Below are 23778 nucleotides of genomic sequence, written 5' to 3' on the forward strand. Positions count from 1 at the left end.
ATGTTGACCGTCGTACAAGCCTTCGACCGCGCACCGATCGCCGACATCCCGTTCGACGATGCGGCGGCACTGGAACGCAAACTGAGCGCCGCGCAGCGGGCATTCAAGAACCGCGACGGCTGGCTGCAGCCGCACCAGCGCATCGCGATCCTGCGCAAGCTGGCCGCACTGATGGAGGCCAAACGTGACCATCTGGCCCTGCAGATAGCGCGCGAGGGCGGTAAGCCGCTGCCCGATGCCATCGTCGAGACCACCCGCGCCATCGATGGCGTCCACAACGCCGCCGATGAGCTGCGCAACTTTGCCGGCCGCGAAATCCCGATGGGCCTTGCAGCTGCGGCGGAAAATCGCTGGGCGTTCACCACGCGAGAGCCGATCGGCATCGTCGCGGCGATCTCGGCATTCAATCACCCGCTGAACCTGATCGTCCACCAGGTTGCGCCGGCCATCGCGGTGGGCTGCCCGGTCATCATCAAGCCGGCATCCACCACGCCGCTGTCCTGCCTGGAATTCGTGGCGATGGTCCACGAGGCAGGCCTGCCGGAGCCGTGGTGCCAGAGCTTCCTGCCGGATGGCAACGCGTTGGCTGAGGCACTTGTCACCGACCCGCGCGTCGCCTTCCTCAGTTTCATCGGCTCGGCCCGGGTCGGTTGGTCGTTGCATGCAAAGCTGGCACACGGGGCGCGCTCGGCGCTCGAACATGGTGGCGTTGCGCCGGCCATCGTGGACCGCAGCGCGGACCTGGCTAAGATCATCGAACCCATCGTCAAAGGCGGGTATTACCACGCCGGACAGGTCTGCGTATCCACCCAGCGCATTTTCGTGCACAACGCCATCGCCGACGACTTCACCCAGGCGCTGATCGCACGCGTAGAAAAGCTGCGTACCGGTGACCCCACGCTGAAAGATACCGAGGTGGGGCCGCTGATCCAGCCCCGCGAGGCCGACCGGGTGGCCGAATGGATCGAGGAGGCAGTGCAGGGCGGGGCGACATGTGCAACCGGCGGCAAGCGCCTTTCCGACACGACGCTGCAACCCACCGTGCTGCTCGATCCTGCCAGCGACGCCCGGGTAACCACGCAGGAGGTCTTCGGCCCGGTGGTGGCGGTGTACCGCTATGGCGAGCTTGATGAGGCTATCGCGCGGGCGAACTCTTTGCCTACCGCCTTCCAGGCAAGCGTCTTCGCGCAGGACATCGATATCGCGATGCGCGCGGCCAACCGGCTGGACGCCTCTGCCGTGATGATCAACGACCCTACTGCGTTCCGCACTGACTGGATGCCGTTTGCGGGGCGCAGGGAGTCCGGTTATGGCACTGGGGGTATTCCTTACACGATGCGGGATATGTCGCAGGAGAAGATGATTCTCTTGCGGAGGAGTTGAGCGGGGAGGGGAGGGCCGGGGGCTATTCGCTGCGAGTTCTGATCCACATCAGGATGGAGTGCGGCGGCAGACCTTCAAGGCGCAGTATCAGGCCGCCGGCAGCCATTGACTTCCTTTGCCTCGCGTCTGAACTTGGCCCTTGCGGCACGCATCTTCCAGATGGCGTGTCTCAATGCACCATTCCGAGCTTGAGACGTTCCGCTAAAGGTCGCCAAGCAGCCTGAGTTGCTGGCGCGTAGCACATTCACGGCATCTTGATATTTGCCAACTTTGGCTGAATACTCCCTCGACGGATCATGGGGGCAGGGATGCAGCTTCAAATAAATCAAGACGCGGCGATGCCGCGCCCGTGGCGGTGTGTGGTCGCAGTTCTAATGGCGCTTTGGGCCTTTGTTGCAAACGCGCAACAGGCGGTGCAGCAGCCCTACCAGGAATACGACAAGCAATTGCGTTCTGCGGAACAGATCGGTCCGCTGACCTCGGACCTGTTTGGCGACGCCATTAATGTGTACGACCAAGCCACGCATTTCAGGCAAACGGACATCGCGCTTCCCGGCACCAATGCGCTGCCGGTCGCCCTCACCCGCCGCTTCAACATCCGACCCATACCAGCCCTAGGTCAGGATCCGGAAATTTATGGCGGCGCCGGTGACTGGAACATCGACGTGCCCTTCATTTCCGGCGTCTTCGACGCCGATTATGGGTGGATCCGCCGCGGCCCGACCAAGGTGCCGCGCTGCAGCGCAAACTTCATCCCCTACACCGAAGCCCCGTTCAACATAAGCGACATCTGGTCGGGCTACACCGTGAATCTGCCCGGTGAAGGTGCCCGTTCTCTGATTGGCGATCCGCCACCAGGCTTCCGGCCGGACGACCGTCAGTCTGCGAATTGGAGCTGGTCCACCAATGAACTGGACGCGATCACCTGCACGGCGATGATCGCCGGCTACGAGGGCGAAGGCTTCATTCTGCAGACCAAGCAGGGCATCAAGTACACATTCAACGTCGGTACGCAGCGTAGCGTTGGCCAGATGATGGTCGATTCGGCGACGGGCTACGCCAAGACCCGCATGGAGGTCTACCTGCTCGCCAGCCGTATCGAAGATCGATTCGGCAACAGCGTCAGCATCAGCTACAACGGCAATGGGCATCCCATCGCCATCACCGGCAGTGACGGCCGCCAGATTACGCTCAGCTACAGCGGCAACCGGCTGCAGAGCGCGTCGGCCAATGGGCGCACGTGGAACTACGGCTACTCGGGAAGTGCGTTGCAGCGGGTTACTCAACCCGATGGCGCGGCATGGACATTCCAGCACCTGGACAATAACCGCATCTCCTACGAGAACTGGTCCGAAGACCCTGGGGAAGGATGCGGCGGCGTCGCGCCACTGCGCGAAAAGATCTACCGCCTCCGCATCACCCACCCCTCCGGGGCCGTGGGAACATTTCGCTTTGACCACCAACGCCAGTACCGCGCCGGCGTCCCGGCGATTTACTGCTATGTCATGCCGGCGGGTGAGGGCCTGCTTCGCCACGTGCTGGGGGTGCCGTTCTTCTCCGACCTGTTGTCGCTGACGGAGAAGACCATCGACGGCCCTGGGATGGCACAGCTGCGGTGGACCTATGGCGACTATGGCGATGTCCACGGCATGTGGGAGGGAGGGATTACACCCTGCACCAATTGCCCGCAGTCGAAGGTCGTGCGGATCACGCAACCTGATGGCAGCTGGATCGAAGAAACCTACGGCATTGTGTTCGAGCACAACGAGGGCAAGCTGCTGGGGCGCAAGGTGGTTGCGGCCTCCGGTGTCGCACTGGAAACGGAGCAACTGACTTACCTCTCAAATGCGGACGCCGCCGGGATGCCGTTCCCTGACCGCTATGGCTGGTCGTGGGGTGGCTTCGACGGCACTTCGACCCTGGTCCGTCCGATGCAGGTGCGCCAGGTGGTGCGCGACGGCGTGACGATGACCTGGCGCGCGAATACCTTCGACCGCTTTGGCCAGCCGGCCAAAGTGACTCGCAGCAGTTCACAGGGCGTCAGCCGGACCGACAGCACCACTTACTACAACAATACGGCGAGCTGGATTCTTGGCAAGGTCGCCTCGCAGCGCAATGACAACACTGGCCTGGTTGAGCTGCAGACCACCTACAATGCCCAAGGCTTGCCATCGGAGCAGCGACGATTCGGCCAGTTGGTGCAGACCCTGAGTTATCACGCCGATGGCAGCGTAGCCGGGTTTGGCGACGGGCGCGGCAATGCCACCAGCTTGAACAACTGGAAGCGCGGCATTCCTCAGACGATCGGATTTGCGGACGGGACCGGCGTGTCGGCCAGCGTCGACGACAACGGCTGGATCCGCTCGGCCACCAATGAGATGGGATACGCCACCGCGTACGAATACGATGCCATGGGACGTCAGACCCGCAAGGCGTTCGCCGGTGGCGATACTGTTGCCTGGAATCCGACCACGCAGGTGTTCGAGCGGGTGGATGCCATCGAACACGGATTGGCTGCCGGACATTGGCGCCTGACCACCACGACCGGAAACCGCAGCAAAGTCAGCTGGTTCGATGCAATGTGGCGTCCTGCACTGACACGCGAACAGGACGCGACCAATGCTGCTGCCACGGTGCGCTACCAGCGCTTCAGCTACGACCATGCGGGCAGACCCGTGTTCCAATCGTATCCGGCTGCCGTCAGTACGCCTGCGACTGGGGTATGGACCGAGTTCGATGCACTGGGGCGCACCACCTCCAGCTCGGTGGACAGTGAACTAGGGCTGTTGACCACTGTCACCCAATACCTGCCTGGCATGCGCGTAAGGACCACCAATCCGCGCGGGCAGCAGACCCTTACGGAGCATCGGGTTTACGATACACCTGGGTACGATATGCCCGTGACCATGCAGCACCCGGGTGGCGCATACACGGATATCGCGCGCGACGTCTTTGGTAAGGCGACCTCGATCAAGCGACGCAACGCGGACGGCGGCGTGGCCGTGACCAGGTCGTACGTGTACAACGCGCAGCAGCAGTTGTGCAAGACAGTTGAGCCCGAAACCGGCGCGACCGCCATGGGTTACGACGCAGCAGGCAACCTGGCGTGGTCGGCAGCGGGCCTGTCGCTCACCGGTACGGCCGGCTGCGATGAAGCCGCAGCCCAGGCGTCAGGCCGTCGTGTCGATCGTGCCTACGACGCGCGCAATCGCCTCAGGCAGCTCGTGTTTGCCGATGGCAGTGGCGACCAGGTCTGGGTCTACAACAACGCAGGTCTTCCGACCCAGATCACCACGCAGAATCCGCAGAACCGCCAAGTCGTCAACACCTACGGCTACAGCTTGCGGGGACCGATCGTCAGCGAAACCCAGCAACAGACCGGAGCAGGCATCTGGTCGATGGGCTATGGGTACAACGCCGACGGTGCTGTGGCGAACCTGCAATACTCCAGTGGCATGCAGGTGGCGCTGGCCCCAAATGCGCTGGGCCAGCCAACCCGCGTCGGCAGCTATGCCACTGCGGTCTCGTACTACCCCAACGGGGCGCTGCGTTCGTTCGTGTATGGCAACGGCATTACCCACAACATGGCGCAGAATGCGCGAGGTCTACCTGCCCGCATGACCGATGCCGGTGCGCTGGACAACAGCATTGCCTATGACCCGAATGGCAACGTGACCAGCATCGCCGACACGCTCGAGCCGGCCAAGTCCCGCCAGATGCAGTACGACCCGTTGGATCGGCTCACTCAGGTCAACTCGACCTCGTTCGGCGGAGATGGCGTCTATCGCTACACCTATGACGTGCTCGACAATCTGCGCAGCGCCAAGCTGGGCGGTGTCAAGCAGCACAACTACTGGTACGACAGCCGCAATCGCATGACCACGGTCAACCGCGACGACGGAAGCGCCATCATCGGCCTGGCCTACGACGTGCAGGGCAACCTGGCCAAAAAGAACGGCGAAGGCTTCAGCTTCGACCTCGGCAACCGCCTGCGCGACGTGGGCGCACGCGAGTCGTACGCCTATGACGCGCATGGTCGTCGTGTGGGCGCCTATAACGCGCAGGGTGACATCCTCTCCTTCTACGGCAGTGATGGAACGTTACGCCGGCAGCACAACAAGCGTACCGGTACGGAGCTGGAATACATCAGCCTTGGCAACCATCTGATCGCACAGGTCCAGACACCGGTCGCGCTGCCCACGCCCGTGCTGTCCGGACCGGCGACGGTCGCCACCGGGAGCTACACGCTCTCCTGGACATCGGTTTCCAACGCCAATCGCTACGAGCTCCGCGTGTCCAGCGATGGAGGCGCGGCATGGAATGCTGCCTACGCCGGTGCTGCAAACGCGCACGCGGTCAGTGGCGCGCCCAAAGGCACACGCCACTACCAAGTGCGGGCATGCCAGGGGACCGGCTGCGGCGGCTGGAGCGCCAGCGTTGCCGTTGCACACGTCCCCACACCGGCCAATGCACCCTCATTGAATCTTCCGGCCGTGGGCCTCAGTGGCAGCATCAGCATAAGTTGGGCAGCGGTGGTCGATGCGGCGACTTACGTGATTGAACAGCAGGCCGGCAGCGGGGCGTGGACCGCAGTGCACACGACAGCCTCCCTGCAGGTATCGCTGACTGGACGGGCGGCGGGGACCTACAGCTATCGTGGTCGAGCCTGCAACGTGTCGGGATGTGGGCCGTACTCCCCCGCACAGGCCGTCACCGTCATCTACCCCTCCGATACCGCGCCGACGGTAACCGCGCCAGCGAACAGTTATACCGGTGTGTTCACGGTCAGCTGGACCGCCGTCGCTGGCAGCACCCGCTATGAACCCCAAGAGCGCCAGGGGACTGCGGCATGGGGCAGCTTGGCCAGCACTACGGGCACCTCGCTCGCGGTTACGGGCAAGGCGTCAGGCGGCTACGGCTATCAGGTACGCGCCTGTAATTCGGCCGGCTGCGGACCTTGGTCGAACACTGTGACGACCGGCGTGCTGCTGGCGCCGGCCACGGCGCCCACGATCACCCTGGCGACCAACAGCACGACGGGCAGTTACCCGGTGAACTGGAACAGTGTGGCCGGTGCGGTGGAGTATCGCCTGGAAGAACAGGCCGGCAGCGGATCGTGGCAGCAGGTCCACGCAGAAGCCGCCACCGTGCGCAACCTCGCGGGCAGGGCAACGGGCACGTGGAGCTATCGGGCGCAGGCCTGCAACGCCGCAGGCTGTAGCGCTTGGTCCAGCGCGAAGAGCATCACGGTGCTGCTGGTTCCGGCGGCTCCGACGGTCACCACGCCGGCCACCAATAGTTCCGGCTCCTGGACCGTGAGCTGGACGACCGTGGCGACGGCAAGCTCGTACCAACTGGACGAGCGGGTAGGGACGGGGGCTTGGGCCAACGTTCACGATGGCGCATCCTCCAGCAAGGCGATCAGCGGGAAGGCGACCGGCGCGTACAGCTATCGGGCACGGGCCTGTAATGCCAGTGGGTGCGGTAGCTACTCGCCTGCTGTCGAAACCGCTGTCACGCGCCCGCCAGCCAGCGCCCCCAGCCTGACGGCCCCGGTCACCAGCACCACTGGCAGCTTCACGCTTTCCTGGACCGCGGTGGCAGCAGCGACCCGGTACGCGCTGGAAGCGCTGGTTTCCGGCGCGTGGACGGAGGTGCCGAGCACCGGAACCAGCCACACCATCAGTGGCCGCGGTAACGGCAGCTACAGCTTCCGCGTGCGTGCCTGCAATGGCGGCGGCTGCGCTGCGTACTCGGCGACGGTAGTTGCCACGGTGCTTCTGCCGCCCCAGGGCGCGCCGAATCTGAGCATTCCTGCCACCGCCCCCGGTGCCTACACGGTCGCCTGGTCCGCTGTGTCCGGCGCCACGTCCTACAGCCTGCAGCAGAGCGTCAATGGCGGGGGATGGTCGGGGGTCGGCAGCCACGCGGGCACCAGCACCTCGTTCAATCCCGCTCAGTCCGGTACCTACGCGTACCGCATCCAGGCCTGCAACGGCAGTGGTTGCAGTGCGTGGTCCGGCACAAGATCGGTCAATGTCATCCGCGCGCCGGCGGCACCGGTCATCACCTATGCCCACCACCACTGGTACTACGCCGGCCCCCACAACAGCGAGTTCGCCGGCTGCTCGGTGAAGTGGACTCCGTCCAGCGGCGCCGAACGTTACGAGGTGCATAGCGAGCAGAACGGCATCATCTACGGGCAGGTGTATTCGGGTCCGTTGAACGAGATCGACGGAGCCGGATACTCCATCCAGTACTGCGCAAATCCATACGTCGTGCGAGCCTGTAACGCCGCCGGGTGCTCCGGGTGGTCCGCGCCGTTCTGGGCGACCGTCGAGCGGGATGAGCCACCAACAAATCCGGGCGACCCGCCCCTCTGACTGGAGAGCACACATGGCAGAAATGACCAAGTGCACAGCCACCTGGGTGCTACTGGCTGCAGCGGCATCCGCCTTCAGCGCCAGAGCACAGACGGTGACATATCTACATACGGACGCACTGGGCTCGGTAGTGGCCGAGTCGGATGCTACGGGAATCGTTACCCGAAGGGTTACCTATGATCCCTACGGGGCCGCCATTGGAGGCCCGGTGGAAGATGGGCCGGGCTACACGGGCCATGTTAGCGACGCAGCCACCGAGCTGAGCTACATGGAGCAGCGATACTACGACCCGGAGATTGCGTTCTTCCTGTCCGTCGATCCTATGCCAACGGACCCTGCAAGCGGCGCAAACTTCAACCGGTACTGGTATGCCAACGCAAACCCCTATCGGTTCGTCGACCCCGACGGTCGTCAGGGCCGTGAGAAGCGGGATTGGAGATCAATCGAAGGCAAGTCGCCCGCGTCGGCGACTCGGCTGCAAACGTCTGCAAACACGTCGATTTCACGTGCCCAGATGCAGGCACAGCCGGTTGCATCCAGGTTTCCGGGAGACTACGACCACAGCGACCCAACCTACCATGAGTACAATCTCCCATTCAGTACATTGTGCGTTGAAGGGCCCGCATGCTCGGTAAGGGAGCTGGCCGCAGCGGTTGATGCGGATTCCGCGCCGAAATGGGGCAGTACTCACCAAGGCCGCAACGTCCTGCATCTAAACAACCCCATCATGCATCGGTCCTACTTTACAGAGGACGGCTCCTTCTACATGGTCAACCAAACTACGTCGGCGCACGATTTCCACGCCGGGGCTGTGGTGAGCAGGTTGTACAGCGAGGGAGGCACGGTAAGGCTTCAGACATCGGGCTTCGGGTATGGAAGTAGCCAGTTCACCAAGTACGTGAACTATGGAGTAGGGGGCCTGTACTTCGCAGCATGGCATGCAACTGTGTTGAATATCGCCAAGGTCAACTCCGGTCAGATGAAGGCTCCCAAATGAAGATGCTGATTTCCTTTGTCACGTGCCTGGGCATGGCCGTTGCGGCAGGAATCGTGTGGGTCACGTATCCCACCACACTTGAGTCCGAGCTCCAGACATTCCAACCACTACCTCCGGAAGCGTTCGAGGCGATTCGTAACGATGCCATCGCCTTCGCTCGGTCTAGTGCCTCGAAGGGCATCGTAATCGAGACCGGATCCGTTCGTTCCAGGGTGTTCGAACTGCGATGTGGAAATGTCCCCCTGCTCTTGATGGAGAACGGGCACGACCTGCTCACCGTTGACGTTTTCGCACATGCCGACGAACGCGCGCCGGGCATTGCTCAGCTTCGAGGTCAGTTGGTTTCGAAGCTGGTTCCAGAAGGACAGGCTAGTCGACCCGGCCCGTTCTCGGGGGAGCCTTCGGGGTTGGAAGCGTTCATCATGAAGCACCGTGACGGCATCGATATCACTTATCAGTGCCACTGATTCAATCGCTATACGTATGCCAACAGCGATCCATATAGATTTCACATGGACATTCGAAGATTTTTTGCCGTTGCACTCATGGCCACCTCACCGGCTGTCGCAGGGCAGGGGATCAAGACGGCCTCAGGGCCTCAATCTGCGCCTAGGTAAGTACAGAAGGTCAAACAGGCATACAACCCCGGCGCAACGCCGCTGAAGTGCGATCAGCACGCGGATCCCAGGTACCGACTGCTTTACGACAGGGTCTTCCTGTGCCATCGGCGGACGTCATCTCGCTGCCGTTGATGGGGAGCGCTGGTGCCAGGGCGCTTGGCGCGGCAACCATCGGTGGCACCGCAATGCGGCGTCTGCCGAATGGCTGGGAGCAGCTACGGGACGCTCAGGGAAACTAGCGGCGGTGCCGCGAGCAGTGATTCGGGTGTAGGGGCCGATCCCGGGCGATGTTGCAGGTCAGCGACCACTAGGTCATATCGACCGGCTCAAGGCTGTAGCCCTCAGGGGTGAACATGTGACCGGCCTGAAAGCCAAAACCGGCCCAAGGGCCGCTTAGGATGCGGTCGTGCGTATCCATCTCGGTCATGCTGCGATCTCGTCCTTGTTGGGTGTCCGAGAGGGGAAGCAAGCGCCGATCCAGAGCTTGAGCCAGCGCCAGCCGGAGCTAACGAACCGCAAGATGGACCGATACGTCATTTCGCATAATGTATATTATGTTAAGCGCTAGCCGTGCGGCTAGAAGCGGGCATCCGTCCTACCCTCGAGAGATCTTCCTAATCCTCACACCCGATCAAGATCCACTCTCGGCCAGTAGCGTCAGGCCAGTTGCGCGTGAACTTGGGGACACGCAGGAGCTGACCCGAACGCCACTGGCGAGCGATCGGCGCCGCGCGAACTGTCGAGCTAAGCTCTTCCCTCTCGACCATCTCGTCGCACCCACCTCACCAGTTCCAACGCACGCCCACCTTGCCGTCCCAAGCATCAAACGCACGGTCGAAGCTGCGCTGATAGCCGATGTTCGCGTAGAGGCTGGTCGAAGCGCCCAACTGCCAGGTCGCCCCCGCGTTGAGCTGCCACCACGTGCCTTTCAGATTGGCTTCGAATGGCACGTAGCCCTCCGCCGAGGAGAACTCGGTCACCGGTTGGCCACGGAACTCATGCCAGCCATTGAGCCGCAGCCATCCGGTGAACAACCGCCGGATGCCGTCATGCGTGGGCTCCAGGGTCCAGGTGTTGGCCCATCGCAGGCCCAGACGGGCAGCGAGCGAGTCCATGTTGCTGAACCGGATCAGCGCAGCGGGGTCGCGGTTGTGGTCCCGGTCGATCCGCTGATAAATCACCTGCAGCTGCGGCTCGAGGATTTCATCTTCATCCTCCTCATCGATCTGGAACGGATAGCCTCCTTCCAGCGATGCCCCCCAGCCGAAACTGTCGCGCTCCAGCAGAATGCAGTTGCTCGACCTGGATTTGCCTTTGCCCCACGTCCCCTGCCAGACCGCATCCAGATACTGGCCTTCGTCCCAGTAGCGCGTCCAATAGAGGCCAAGTGAAGTGCCCTTGACCTGGTTGCGGCCGGCCAGCGTGCCATCGAAATGCGTCACATCGCTGCGCATCCTGCCCTGCCCCAGATACAGGCCAGCGTGGTCGCGCTTTCCGTCGTCATGCTCCACCGCATAGACATCCGCGCCGGCCTGGATGGCCAGAATGTCGTAGTCGTAGCGCGGGCTGCCACCGTAGATGCCGCGTCGGCTGCCTTCCACGTCACCGTTCTCGCCGATCACACGCACCCAGGCGCCGTTGAAATACGCCTCCCCGCGCAGGTCGGCGCGTTGACGCAGCTGTTCCTGCTCCCCTACCCGCTCGTGCAGGTTGCCGAGCGTGGCCCAGCCGTAGCGCAGGCCCATCGCCGGCAACGCGGTGTAGAGCGACACCTCGCTGCGGTACTCCGGTATGGGTGCCGGCTGCGGCACATACGGGTCCGGCTCTGGCGGCGCCGGTGACGGCGGCGGCAGCGGAGGTGGCTCGGGCGGTGTCGGATCCGGATCCGGCGGGGTCGGTCCCGGCGGCGGATCCGGGGGTGGAGGTGGCGGCGGAGGTGGCGGCGGCGGCGGTGCGGGACACGGGGGCGAAGGCGCAACCGGACCGTCGCAGTCGATCGACGAGCGCAGGAACCAGTCCTGCCCGTCGCCGGCGGCATAGCCGCCGCGGTGCAGCCGATACGCATACGGACCGGCCAGCACCGGCGCGCCGGTGAAGAAGGTATCCGGTGCGGTGGTTCCACCATCGAGCGCGCTCACCACGCGGATGCCGTCACCAAAGGTCAGCGCGCCGGGCCCGTCGGTGTTGTGGATGTCCAGGCGGGTGCTGCCACTGGCGCTGCCGCCTTGGATGACCAGTTGGTCACTGGGTGAGCCATCGCTGTCCAGATAGGTGTTGAGCGCGATCACGCTGCCCGCACCGCCGGCATACGAGGTGGTGTAAAGGAACTTGTAGTCGTTCGCGCCGACAGGCGGCAGGAACTCGATGCGCCCGTCATTGCGCACCCACTGCGACACCGTCGAGTTCTGCGGGATGCTCCAGGCGCTGGTGGAATCAATGTCTGCGTTACTCAGGTTCCAGGCAGCCCCGGTCCAGTGGCTGGCGGACTGCAGCGTAATGTTGGCCTGTGCTGCAGAGTCCGCGCCGGCATCGCCCAGCAGTGTGCTGTTGGAAGCGACCAGGTCCAGCAGGGTTGCCTCACCGGTGGCGCCGATGTTGGCCGCCCACAGCAGATAGTCGTTCCCGCGGACCGTGGCGTCCTGGATGGTGGCGCTCAACGGCCCATAAGCATAGAAGGCCGTCTGTTCGGTCGTGAGCGAGCCACCACGCATGCTGAACACGTTGTCCCAGCCGTTGGACTGGTTGGCCGAGAAGACGCCATAAGCGGCGCCGGTGGCAATCACACTGGTGTTGGTGAGATGGACCTCGTTGTTGTCGGTGACCTGGGTGGGGCTGCCAAAATTACGCATATAGATGGCGTCAGCGCCCCCGCTGTTGCGGACGGTCGAGTCGACGACGAAGACCTGCGCATTCCCATACGTGCCGATACCCACCGACCCCGCCCCGGACGTTTCGATGGTGTCGCCGGTCAGGTTGACCACACTGGCCAATGCACTGTTGGCGCCGGCATAGATGCCATAGCTCCCGGCCACCGGGTTGCTCCAGAGGGTGCCCGTGCTGTTGAGGGTGCCCGTGGCAACCACCGCGCCGCCCCTGACGGAGGTGCCCGAGGCAGTTCCGAAGATGGCATCCACCCCGGCCATGCTGGTGCCAGCCGTAAGCGCATAGCGCTGAGCGTTGGTTGGCGAGGTAATGCCGATGCGGCTTGCGCCGGCCAGGTTGACGGTCGAGTTTTCGGCGACCCACACGCCAATGCCCACGCGAGGCCCGGTGACCACGAAGTTGCGCAGGCTCGCGCTGCCGCCCCGCTGTGCAACCAGACCGGTACCGGCCGTGCCGGTGGTGGCGGTGAAGTTCGCCGTAATGCCATCCAGCACCTGGGTATTGCTGCCGCTATCCACCGTGACGCCGATGGAGTTGGCGCCATTGAAGGTGAGCGAGAGCGGGCTGTTGATCTCCAGCTGCCCGCCACCGTACAGATAAACACCCATGGCGCCGGACTGCTGGAAGGTGAACTGGTTGGTGCCGCTGAGCACCGCCTTGGCCGCAGGGCCCTGGACGCCCAGCCCGAACGAGTTGCCTGTCCTGCCGATGTACAGGCGATTGAATCCGCTCAACTCTACCCGCGCGGTACCGTCGATGCCGATACCGTTGCCCTGCATGCCAGAGGAAAGCGCAGGATCGTTGTAGCGCATGTTGGCCATCTGGATCAGGCCCGCCGTGCCACCGGCCAGCTTGCCGATGCCCGCACTGGTGACATTCCCAGCAAAGACAGACACCGTGCCGCCGTCGGCATACAGCGCCTGCCCTCTGCCGCTGACCCGCAGGTTGATGCCGCGGGGCGCAGAAATGACGCCGCTGGTCGCGTGCAGGGAAAGCGCATTGGACAGGACCGAAATCGCGCCCGGCGTGGCAAGCGGCGAGTTCATGTCCAGCAGCACGTCGCCGCCATTGGCCCGCACGCCATCATTGTTGCCGGTATCGATCGTGGTGTTCCCCACGACAGTGGTGGTACCGGACGTTGCGGTAACCGTGCTGTTGACCGTGCCGGGGCCAACCACCGCCTGAGCAATGGCAACAGCCGGTGCTGCGAGGACGCCAGCCAACACAGCCCCGATGGACTGATACAGATGTCGCCTGCGCGTGTTCATGGTGACGTTTTGTCCCGTGAGCGAGGCGCCCCGCTCTCGGGCGCCTGGGCACCTTCGGCCAGCCTTCCCGTGCGTGGGCGCGGATGGGCCACCGCAAGGCCCCTTTGATGCGCCATCGATGATCTTCCCGACCACTGCGTCAACGTTGAAGCTGGCCGGCCCGCGCGGGCCGAGTACCGGCGAAACCGCAATGTACTCAGGCCCGTTCGGTATTTTCAGCAGACACTAATGCGACTGTGCGGGACGCCCACCAATCTTGAGCCGCTTGACGGTGAACACCCCCCCGATCATCAGGTCACCATTCTCCATGATGGTGGTGATCCCACCCAGGGCATTCCAGCGACGACTGTCATCAGGGAACGTCCAGCGCGACGTGATCTCGCCCGTCGACCAGTCCAGGCCGACATACTGATAAACGCCCTTGTCCTTGTCCTTGTGCGCTGCGTAAAGCAGCCCTGTGGATGCCGAGACGACCGGGACCATGATGTCGGTGTTGTCGACCTCATGGTTGACCCAGGCCTTCTCGAACGCGTCCTTGTCCGGGTTCCAGATGAACTTCTGTATGCCCATCGGCGCCGGCCGGGTGATGCCCCCGGTAAACGCATTGCCTGGGCCGGCCGGAAGCGGCTTTGGATACGTGCTGTTGAGGAATGCAACGCCGTAGCCGAGCACATTCGGGGACGGCTCGATGGTCATCCGGCTGATGTCGATCCGGATCTGGTCGGCGATGCGGTTGGACTGCGTTCCAGGCTTCTGCTTGAAGCCTGCCGGAATCGCGTCCCGCCAGAACGCCACCGCGTTACTGCCGGTTTCAGCAGCGTCGGCAATCACGATGAGTTTGTCCGGGTCGCTGCCGAAGCCCATCAACGTCGGGGTGGTGCCCGAACCACGGGAAATAGCGCCCATCGCCAATGCCTTCTCGCCGGGCATGGAATCGTAGGGGGACGACCACGCCCCGTCCTTCTCATCGGTGGACAGCGTCGTTCCGTTCCAGATCACCTTGTTCATGTGCTTTTCGGTGACTACATAGATGCCGTTGTGTTCATCAATGACGATGCTGTTGTCGACTGCCTCGCCGTTGAACGTCACCGACGCCTTCACATTCAGGTCCCGGTCCAGGACGACCAATGCACCGGGAGCGGCAGCAGCCAGGAAGCCGTCGTAGGTCATGTTCAGCCCGATGATGCGGGTAACCGACTTGGCGACGTCTGCGGGCAGCCCCTTGGCGACATCGGCGGTCTTGACGATCCGCGGCGGGTCACCGACCACGTTGCCATCGGTTGTCTTCAGCACGTGGGTGCCACCGTAGACGCAGTAGTGATTGCCGTCTCGATCAAACAGGTTGTAGACCCCGTTGATGCCACTTTCCATATTGAGACCAGCGGCGCCCAGGCCCTTCAGCGCGCCGAGGATCTTCGTCTCGTCCTTGGCACGGTAAGCAGCGTCGAGCTGAGTCAACGCGGCATCAAGCGCGGCCGGTGTCGCCATCGCAGCGGACGTTTCGAAGCCCGGGTAAGGAAGCAGCCCTCCCACGGCTTCAAAGGCATCACCGGTCACCCGGATCTTCTGCACTCCTACCGCACCGCTGGCAAAGGCGATGACCTCCCCGCCCACGCGCTTCAAGGTGGGATTGGAGGTCACCAGGGTGGGCACGGTCGCCACATCCGCGGCGGTGAGGTTTCGGCTACCCACCGGCCCCGCGATAAGCACCGAATCGGTGGCCGCTGGATTGAAGTGGGAGGTCGGGTAGACGCTGTCCGCCAGCCACGGGTTCGGCGGAGGCATGTTGGGCGGCGTCGGCGTCGGCTGGACGACGGGGCGGGAGGCCTCGGCCGCCGAGGTATGGGTCTCGCTCGTGGTCTCTCGGCTGCATGCGGGAAGCACCAGCAAAATCACCACAGCCAAACACACAGGCGGAGCTACACCCCAGATCCTGGTCGCCATCTGCGATTCCCATAACGGCCTCGGTGGATGCCAGTCTCCGCGTGCCAAGCCGCCCCCACCACCGCAAAGGCACTGTGGGCCGACCGGTACTTCTACTTAGCAAGAGCGCAGGGGGGACTGAGCGGACCAAAAGCTCCTTCCAGGCCCCGGACCGCCCCACATTGCATGCCAACCACTTCTGGCAGCCATCAAGCACCCTACGGCTGCAGCGCTTCCAACACCCGACATTCCGCCACGCGCCCCCCCGGGCAGTTGCCAATCATCCGCTCCAGCTCTCCCTGCAACGCCTGCAGATCACGGACCCTGCGAGCAATATCGGCGATGTGCGCCTTCACCACAGCGTCCACCGAACTGCATTGGTGGTCGCGCTGCTCGCCAAATGCGATCAGCTCACGGATCTGTTCGATCGGAAATCCAAGCTCGCGGGCACGGCGAACGAACGCCAACCGACGCTGGTCCTGAGCACCGTAGCACCGGTAATTGCCCTCGGACCGGATCGGCGGCTGCAGCAGGCCGATCTTTTCGTAATAGCGGATGGTTTCGGCCTTGGTGCCGGTCTGCCGGGCCAACTGACCGATGGTGAGCGTGCTGGACATGGGCTTGACCTTCTAGTGGCTACAGGGTTGATAAAGGCGCCCTGATCCCATGTCAAGCCCGGGCGTCGCCCGACAGGAACCCATCAATGGACCATTGCTGCGGCAACAAACGCCAGGAACTGCAATCCTTGGCGCTGCATAGTGCGCAGCGCCGCGTGTTGGTCGCGGTGCTGGTGATCAATCTTGCGATGTTCTTCATCGAGTTCGGCGCGGGCATGGTGGCGCATTCCAGCGCACTGCAGGCCGACGCTGTGGACATGCTGGGCGATGCGATCGTGTATGGCTTGAGCCTGTGGGCCGTGAATCGCGGTGCGCGCTGGGAGGCCGGTGCCGCTCTGGCCAAGGGATTGCTGATCCTGGCGTTCTTCGTCTTCATCGTCGTGGAGGTCATCAGCAAGCTGGTGCACGGCGTGCCGCCATCCAGCGGACTGATGCTGGTGTTCGGCGCCATCGCGCTGTTGGCCAACCTGGCCTGCCTGGCATTGCTGTGGCGTTTCCGCGCGCTCAACATCAACATGAAAAGCACGTTCGAATGCTCGCGCAACGACGTGGCGGCCAACGTGGGCGTGCTGATGGCAGCCGGCGGCGTCGCGCTGACCGGTCACGCCTGGCCCGATATTCTGGTCGGCGCAGTGATAGCGCTGCTGTTCCTGACCTCTGCGGCGCGGGTCATCGGCGAAGCGTGGCCCGCATGGCGGGCGGCGGCGGCAAGGTAGAGCACCCTTCCCCACCCGCCGGCCGCCCTCTTGACCCGGATGTTCAGAGCGTCGCTTGCGCCTGCAACGTAAACACCCATGCATCCGGCCGGTCTGACAATCCGGACGGCCGAGTCACGTATTGCAGCGCTGGACGCAGAACCAGCCACGGTGCCACCTGGACGCCATAGTTGAGCTCCAGCATTTCTTCCCGGGTCTGCACCTGCTGGCCGGAAGCCTGCTGGTAGGCCTGCAGCCGACGTGAGAAGTCCAGCCGGGTCCAACCCACGCTCAGGATGTCGTCCTCGCGTGCCCGGAACGGACCTCGCCAACTGACACCCAGCTCCCACGAACGCCGCAACGTGCCGGTGCGAACATCGGCCTGCGTGCCGATGGCAAAGGCTGAAATGCCACGGACGGTCTCTTCCTCCGGCTTCCAGATGCGCTGCGCCAGCTGCACATACTCGCCGCTGCGATGCGAGGCTTCGCGCGCGCCGGGACTGCCCAGAACGGCCGCGTTTGAGGTGTCCCAGTAGTAACCCGCCTTGTAGGTGCCGCCGTAGCCGCGCTGGCCGGGGTCGTTCACGTAGCCCAGCTCGACCGGGAAGAACAGGCCGGTATTGCCATCCAGTGCCAGCTTGAAACCGTTGTCGGCCTGCTTGCGGGAGGGATTTACGTCGAACACGCCTGTCTGCGCATACCAGCCGGACGGGTCGGTCCATTTGACGCGCAGGCCCCATTGCCCGGTCGGATTGTCGAGCCAGCCTGAGCTGTAGATCGGTCCTAGAGGATGACCACACTGCCCGTTGTTGTTGAAATTGCAGGTATAGGGCAGCCCGCCGAAATCATTGCCCATCGAGAAGAAGCCGCCTTTCAGACTAAGCCGCTTGTCCAGCAGCGCACGCTCGTAGGAGACCTCGTTGAGGCGGAAGTTCTGGCCCTGCCCCCAGAACGCCTGGTTCTGGATGTAGCTGCCGGTGTACCGATCGTGCGCCGCCTGGCCGAACCGATCTGACAGGACTACCCGCAGCGTGCCATCCACGCCGAACGCCTTGCCCGTGTCCACGACGGCGCCGAAATCAACATGGGTTGCCGTCGCGGTGCCCGAGCCACGATAGCCGCCGTCGACATAGCTCGAGGACACCACCACGCGCGCCGTCGGGGTGACACCCCTGTCCTGCAACCAGTCGCGCACTGGCAGGCCGGTACTCAACGGGACCTGCTTGACGGACTCCACCGGCTTTACAGGAACCGTATCACCGGCCAGCGCCGGCTGACACGCCAGGACCGCGCTGATCGACAACACCACTACAGATGCGCGCATCACGGCGCCCTCCTCTTCCGGGCCGTCCTGCGCCGCCAGATCCAGATACCCAATGCAATGATCGCCAGCCCACCCAGCGGCAGGCCGTAGGTGGTCAACGTCATCAGCAGCGGCCTGGGACCGCCTGCGCGCGCGAGGCGCACGTCGGCTTCAGAAACGCTGTCGCCCGGACCAAACTGCTGACGGACATAGGTGGCGACGCTGGCCACTTCCTCATCGCTGAGCCGCTGTACGTAGGAGCCGGTGGAGAAATGCGGCATCACCGTGTGTTCGCCGGCCACGTCGCGATCCACGCCGGTGAGAATGGTGGCAATCAGGTTCTGCGGCGTGGCTGCGCCGACCGTGCTGTTGTTGACCAGCGAGGGGTAATACTGATCCTTGCTGCCCTCGCCGCGCGTGCCGTGGCAGCTGGCACAGACACCGTCATAGAGCACATGGCCGTCGGTGAGCGGCAGACCGGTGCCGCGGATGCCGGCCTCTCCCGCACCCGCGCCGGTGCGCAGCGTCCACGATGAGGCGTTTCTGCGCATCGAGGGGTCCGCGACCGCGGGCACAGTCCTCAGGTACGTCACGATGGAAGCGATGTCCTGGTCGGTGAGTTTGGACAGGCTGTGCGTGATGGCCTCGGCCATGCCGCCACCCGCCTGCGCCTTGCCGGCGACCTTGCCGATCTTCAGGTACTGCGCGATCTCCTGGTCTGTCCAGGCCCCAATGCCACTGACCTTGTCCGAGGTGATGTTGGGGGCGTACCACAGCCCCAGCGAACCGCCCGACAACGCTTGGTCGGCGTTCTCCTGCATCAGCAGCCCGCGCGGCGTGTGGCAACTGCCGCAGTGCTCCAGGCCTTCAACGAGGTAGGCGCCGCGGTTCCACTGCGCGCCCTTGGAAGGATCGGACGGCACCGGCTTGCGATCAAGGAACAGCAGGTTCCAGCCGGCCATCGACAGGCGCACATTGAACGGGAACGGCAGGTCGGTGGACGGAGAGAACTGTTCGACCGGCTTTACCTCGGCCATGAAGTACGCATAGAGGTCGTGGACGTCGCGATCGGTCAACTTCGCGTACGACGTGTACGGCATCGCCGGATAAAGGCGGGCACCGTCCTTGCGGATGCCCTGGCGAACGGCACGCTCGAAGTCCGCCTCGCTGTAGCTGCCAATGCCGAACTTCACCGAGGGCGTGATGTTGCTGGCCCAGATCTCGCCCATGGGTGAGGAAATGGAGTAACCGCCCGCATAGTCCTTGCCGCCATTGGGCTTGGTATGGCAAGCCATGCAGTCGCCCGCCGTGGCGAGGTAGCGCCCGCGCTCGACCGCGTCGTCGGCGTGGACGTTGGTCGTCGCCATCAGTGCCAGGACCAGGCCCGGTAGGGTCAGCCACTTCACAGGGCACGCTCGATGGCATCGGCGGCCTTCAGGCCCAGCGCCGCCATGGTCAGGGTGCTGTTGACCACGCTTGCCGACACCATCGCGCTGCCACCGGGCAGCCACAGGTTGGCATGGTCGTGGGCGCGGCAATTCTCATCCACCACCGAATCGCGCGGATCGCTGCCCATGATGGTGGAGCCCATGATGTGGTTGTTTGCATTGAGCGCGGTGGTGATCTCGAATTCTTCGGCGTTGAACAGCGTTCCGATGTGACGCAGCTGCTCGCAGGCCTTGTCGTAGCCCTTGCGCGCATAGTCGCCCAGCGAATAGTGGATGTCCGGGCACGCCAGGCCCAGGCCGTCCACGCGCGAAGTGGACAGCGTCAGGCGGTTGCTCGGATCCGGCAGCGGCTCCAGGCTGATCGAGAGGTCCACGCCGTACACCGCTCGCCGGCGGATCTCGGCGTCCAGTGCCTCGCCGACAAGCCCCATCTTGAGCGCCTGCTGGGTGGCCACCGGAACGCGGCTGATGTTGTTGAGGATGATCTTGTTGGCCGAGTACTCAGAGCGGAAGCTGCCATCGCGCGGGCCCACCATGCAGCTGGACTGCGCGGGACCGCGCCCGAGCCAGATGGGGCGGTCCGCGATGAAGGAGCAATGGAAGCCCGAGTGATCCATCATGTTGCGGCCGACCTGGTCGGACGAATTGGCGATGCCGTTCGGGTTCTGCGCATTGGCGGCCAACAGCAGCAGGCGCGGCGTTTCCAATGCGTTGCATGCGACCACGAACTGCCGCCCGGTCGCCTTGTGGCTGACACGCTCGCGGTCGTACCAGTGCACCGCGGTGACAGTGTTGTTGTGGTCGGTGTCGATCCGGTACACCACCGCCTCGTCCAGCACCACCGCGCCCTTCTTCTCGGCTGCATCCACCGTGTGGACGCCGTTGTACATGGCGCCGATCGGACAGATCGGCTGGCAGTTGTTGTTGCCACAGCACGCCGGGCGCTCGTTGAAGGGCTGGATGGTGCGTCCCTGCGGAATCGGCACCAGGTTGTAACCATGTGGGTTGACCACCGCGGCGAAGGTGGAATCGCCATGGCCCCACGGAATCATGTCGGCGATGTACGGCCTGGAGCGCTCGCGGGGGCTCTGGCGCTCGGGGTCGTTCGGTCCGGAGACGCCCATCGCCTCTTCGGCGCGGCAGTAGTACGACTCGATATCCGAATACGCGATCGGCCAGTCGCGGCCTACCCCATAGGCGGATTTCATCTTGAAATCGACCGGCAGATGGCGCCAGCACGAGGCGGCCCAATGCCAGGTGGTACCGCCAACGGCCTTGATGAAGCCTTGGCGGAAGCTGTTGCCGTCCGGCCCGGAAAGGGCCACGTAATCATTGGGCGGAAAGTACAGCGGCGCAGTGGCCAGCGGTGACTGACGGTACGGCCCCTGGAAGTCGCTGCCGATGCGGCGCTCGAAGCTGGCATTGCGCCAGTTCTGGACGATCTCGGCCCGCTCCAGACGGGGGCCGGCTTCCAGAATCACGACGGATCGACCTGCGGCGGCCAGCTGGTTGGCGATCAGGGCGCCAACGACGCCGGAACCCACCACGATGACGTCTGCATCGACGTCACCGCTGTTGAATGTTGGTTTTTTCACGGGAATGCACTCGGAAAGCGCGGCGCAAGCGCGCCACGCGGCAATCGGCAGGAAGGCGGTGGGTCAGCGCAGGGCGATGGCGGCCGGCGGTGCGGCGACCCACCAGGCCGGGCCACCCAGCGCGTACGTCGCCGGGAACAGGCCGTCGGCAACCGGGCGCTGCATGAGCGCGTCACGGTAGGCGACGGTAACCGCGTCGGTGCCCTTCCCTAACGTGCCGGTGTACCACGCGGCAATGATGGCCAGTGCAGCATCGCGCACGCCTGGCGACGCGACGATCTTCGCTGGAGAGTCTGCGTTGGCGGCAACGCGCTTCAGCTCGGGAAGTGCGGCGGTGGTAGCCGGATCCAGTGAAGCCAGCGCGGCGCGGATTCTGCCGGCGACAGACGGATCAAGATCGGCCTTGCCGGTCAGGGCCACGGAGAGCGCAAGGAATTCGGTGTCTGCAGCGGTGTTGCCCGCTGCTGCCGCATCGTGGCGAGGGGACGGGTTGGCGCTTGGCTGGGTGTCGGCAGCGGGTTCATCGCTGCGCCGGCAGGCCGCGAGCAACGCCATCGAGGCAGACGCCAGAAGGAACTTCCGACGCGACCATCCATGGGATTGCACTGGGCCCGCATCACCGTTGCTGTGATCCACGGGGCGTTCCAATTATGACGTGGGGGGTCGGACAATGATTGCAGGCGCCGCGCGGCACATCAATTGTCGAAGCTAATAGTTCCGAAACGCAATCAATAGTGTCTGCTTGCGCTTAAGTGATGACAAACAGCAACTTGCACCCGTTTTCAGCTGTGCGTACCTGCATCGGTCGATGATGGAACGATCTGTCTTCATTGCGCGCAACATTCACGCCAGCATGACAGTAGCCAGCTTGCGCGGTCCAGGATGCCCCTCTCCTGATGCAGGGCCCAAGGCGGCTCGCGAAGCGCGTCATCCAGAACGCCCGCGAAGATTCCCAGCTCCGTTGTTGCCCATGCGCACTCACCTGGCACAAGGCAAAGACCATTGCTTCCAGCGCAACCACAACGCCCGCAGTACCCTGACCTAGAGTGGCACGGAGGGAGCCACGTCCAACGCCCATGAAAACGAAACAGGGCGTTACTCGGTGATCGCCGACACACTACCTGCAACCACGCGCCAAACCCCTTCCTTCTGCACCCACGTGCGTAGATAGCGGAACCGGCCAGAGAATGGATCTCCCATGAGCGTGCCAGCCAGCGCGGCGGTGACGACGGTGATGCATGTCGTACCGTACGAACGCCACTCCACGGCCTGCCAGTCCGCCTGAGACAAGCGCTGCGCCCCCGAGCGATGCAGGTGCAGGTCATCTGCCTTCGTGTAAACGCCGCCTCCCGGCCCGACGAACAGCAGCTCATCATCAATCAGCAGGTCCAGCTCAGCGACATCGCTGTGCAGCATGGCGACGCGAAGTCGCTCTTCATACGCTTCAATCTGCATGTGCGTCGGTTCTCCAGATAGCGTTCCAGCCTCAATTGCCGTGCAATCCACCACCCTTTGGCGCAGGGCCTAGTGTGCCCTCGCCCTCGCCAGCTCCACCTCTGGGGCCAGAGTGTGGACCACCCGCCCTTCTGCATCGAGAAACTCGATGGCGCCGTAGCCTTCTTCGGTTACCGTCAGCCGCAAGCGGGTCCTGTCGGCCTTGTCGCTCAATGCGATGGCTGGCGTTCCGTCTGCCCCCACCACCATCCGGATGCGCGTTGATGTTTTGACCCCAGGAACCAGGCGATTGCCGAGGGCCGGCTCGCGCAGCAGCGGTGGTGCCTGGTTGATCGAGAACGCCACCTCGCCGTCCGGTGAAACACGCCAGCCGATGGCATCCATGGCCGGGTGGTCCAGGGCCAGAACCGCCATTCCCCCGGCCACATCGGCGGTGCCGAATCCACCCCGCTCGCTGCCTTTGTCATCGTAAAGCACCAGCCCGGCGACGTTGAAGGCCCGTCGGTACTGGATTCCATCGATGATCGGGGCAGGGGTCCGGCCCGACAGCGTCATGCGGATCACGCCGTTCTCGTCGACGATATCGATGCGCTGGGCAGTGATTCGATCATGGTCGGGCGTGGCGACCGTCATCTCCGGACTGCGGGATTCGATGATGCGCTGCAGCGCACCCGGGGAGGGGCGGGACGGACCTGGGTCCTCCGCCGCGTTGGCCAGAGGACAGACCAACAGAGAGGCAAGAACGGCAGCGATAGCGAGGTTATTCATGCAGGCTCCCCTAGCGGTGGGTGGCTTCTGGCTGGACGCATCAGCGGTGCCGCAGGCCTCACCGCCATGCCACCCACGCCCCTGGCGGCACTGACTGGACGTCGATGGCGGTTCCCCGCGCCGCCCTGACCAGCGCGCCAAGAGGATCGTCCACTTCCTGGTATGCATCAACGCCCGAGATACCGTAGTGGATCGGGACCACGGACCGCGCGCCCAGCACGGTGGCGGCCGCGATGGCCTGCTCGGGGGTCAACACGCCCGGCTGTCCGCTGACGGGCGTGCGCCATCCGAACCTGGCGCCGTTGATCGGCAGGAACGCCACGTCGAAGGGCCCGAACTGGCGACCGATCTTCCACCAGTGACCGTGCCACATCGTGTCTCCGCCATGGAAGATCCGCCGGCCCGCGGCCGATACCACCCAGGAAACCTGCGTGTCGCCG

General features: G+C 64.0%; 15 protein-coding genes and 1 pseudogene. 5 read left to right on the forward strand and 11 right to left on the reverse strand.

Annotated features, from left to right (window positions below; genetic code table 11):
- The 4 genes from ABIA71_RS19320 to ABIA71_RS19335 all read left to right on the forward strand — a co-directional run bounded on the left by ABIA71_RS19320 (position 1) and on the right by ABIA71_RS19335 (position 9230).
- On the forward strand, positions 1-1383 hold the full coding sequence (locus ABIA71_RS19320) for an aldehyde dehydrogenase family protein (protein ID WP_354287429.1): 1383 nt from the start codon (positions 1-3) through the stop codon (positions 1381-1383).
- Positions 1384-1757: 374 nt separating this feature from the next.
- Positions 1758-7766 carry a chitinase N-terminal domain-containing protein gene (locus ABIA71_RS19325; protein WP_354287431.1) on the forward strand — a complete coding sequence of 2003 codons (6009 nt, stop codon included), beginning with the start codon at positions 1758-1760 and terminating at the stop codon, positions 7764-7766.
- A gap of 13 nt (positions 7767-7779) precedes the next feature.
- The gene (locus ABIA71_RS19330) at positions 7780-8763 is read left to right on the forward strand and encodes an RHS repeat-associated core domain-containing protein (RefSeq protein ID WP_354287433.1); all 984 of its coding nucleotides are present in this window, start codon (positions 7780-7782) and stop codon (positions 8761-8763) included.
- Entirely contained in the window at positions 8760-9230 is a 471-nt protein-coding gene (locus ABIA71_RS19335) for a hypothetical protein (RefSeq protein WP_354287434.1), read from the forward strand. Before ABIA71_RS19330 ends, ABIA71_RS19335 begins: the two co-directional genes overlap by 4 nt.
- 463 nt (positions 9231-9693) lie before the next feature.
- Here the strand turns inward: ABIA71_RS19335 and ABIA71_RS19340 are convergent.
- The 4 genes and pseudogenes from ABIA71_RS19340 to ABIA71_RS19355 all read right to left on the reverse strand — a co-directional run.
- Positions 9694-9810, reverse strand: a pseudogene (locus ABIA71_RS19340) (DUF3653 domain-containing protein); the annotation flags it as partial.
- Positions 9811-10165: 355 nt separating this feature from the next.
- Entirely contained in the window at positions 10166-13669 is a 3504-nt protein-coding gene (locus ABIA71_RS19345; RefSeq protein WP_354287436.1) for an autotransporter family protein, read from the reverse strand.
- Between the two features lie 90 nt (positions 13670-13759).
- Entirely contained in the window at positions 13760-15478 is a 1719-nt protein-coding gene (locus ABIA71_RS19350; RefSeq protein ID WP_354287438.1) for a hypothetical protein, read from the reverse strand.
- 197 nt (positions 15479-15675) lie between these two features.
- On the reverse strand, positions 15676-16074 hold the full coding sequence (locus ABIA71_RS19355) for a MerR family transcriptional regulator (RefSeq protein WP_128097076.1): 399 nt from the start codon (positions 16072-16074) through the stop codon (positions 15676-15678).
- Between the two features lie 155 nt (positions 16075-16229).
- Here ABIA71_RS19355 and ABIA71_RS19360 point away from each other — a divergent pair, with 155 nt between their 5' ends.
- Positions 16230-16790, forward strand: coding sequence for a cation efflux transmembrane domain-containing protein (locus ABIA71_RS19360; protein ID WP_354287455.1), 561 nt, complete (start codon positions 16230-16232; stop codon positions 16788-16790).
- A 43-nt stretch (positions 16791-16833) separates the two neighbouring features.
- On the opposite strand, the gene ABIA71_RS19365 is transcribed toward ABIA71_RS19360, so the two are convergent.
- From ABIA71_RS19365 to ABIA71_RS19395, 7 genes are all read right to left on the reverse strand, one after another.
- Entirely contained in the window at positions 16834-18093 is a 1260-nt protein-coding gene (locus ABIA71_RS19365; RefSeq protein WP_354287440.1) for a carbohydrate porin, read from the reverse strand.
- The gene (locus ABIA71_RS19370) at positions 18093-19478 is read right to left on the reverse strand and encodes a cytochrome c (RefSeq protein ID WP_354287442.1); all 1386 of its coding nucleotides are present in this window, start codon (positions 19476-19478) and stop codon (positions 18093-18095) included. Before ABIA71_RS19370 ends, ABIA71_RS19365 begins: the two co-directional genes overlap by 1 nt.
- Positions 19475-21115, reverse strand: a complete 1641-nt coding sequence (locus ABIA71_RS19375) for a GMC family oxidoreductase (RefSeq protein ID WP_128097073.1) — start codon at positions 21113-21115, stop codon at positions 19475-19477. The genes ABIA71_RS19370 and ABIA71_RS19375 overlap by 4 nt, the downstream gene beginning before the upstream one ends.
- Positions 21116-21178: 63 nt before the next feature.
- The gene (locus ABIA71_RS19380) at positions 21179-21751 is read right to left on the reverse strand and encodes a sugar dehydrogenase complex small subunit (protein WP_354287444.1); all 573 of its coding nucleotides are present in this window, start codon (positions 21749-21751) and stop codon (positions 21179-21181) included.
- Between the two features lie 459 nt (positions 21752-22210).
- The gene (locus tag ABIA71_RS19385) at positions 22211-22570 is read right to left on the reverse strand and encodes a nuclear transport factor 2 family protein (RefSeq protein ID WP_354287446.1); all 360 of its coding nucleotides are present in this window, start codon (positions 22568-22570) and stop codon (positions 22211-22213) included.
- Between the two features lie 69 nt (positions 22571-22639).
- A complete protein-coding gene (locus tag ABIA71_RS19390; protein ID WP_354287447.1) occupies positions 22640-23338 on the reverse strand; it encodes a hypothetical protein in 699 nt (232 codons plus the stop codon).
- Positions 23339-23396: 58 nt separating this feature from the next.
- Positions 23397-23778 (reverse strand): MBL fold metallo-hydrolase (locus tag ABIA71_RS19395; protein ID WP_354287449.1); only part of this gene is annotated, 382 nt, incomplete at its 5' end.

The sequence above is a fragment of the Stenotrophomonas sp. 2619 genome, from assembly GCF_040548725.1.
Taxonomy (GTDB): Bacteria; Pseudomonadota; Gammaproteobacteria; order Xanthomonadales; family Xanthomonadaceae; genus Stenotrophomonas; species Stenotrophomonas maltophilia_AP.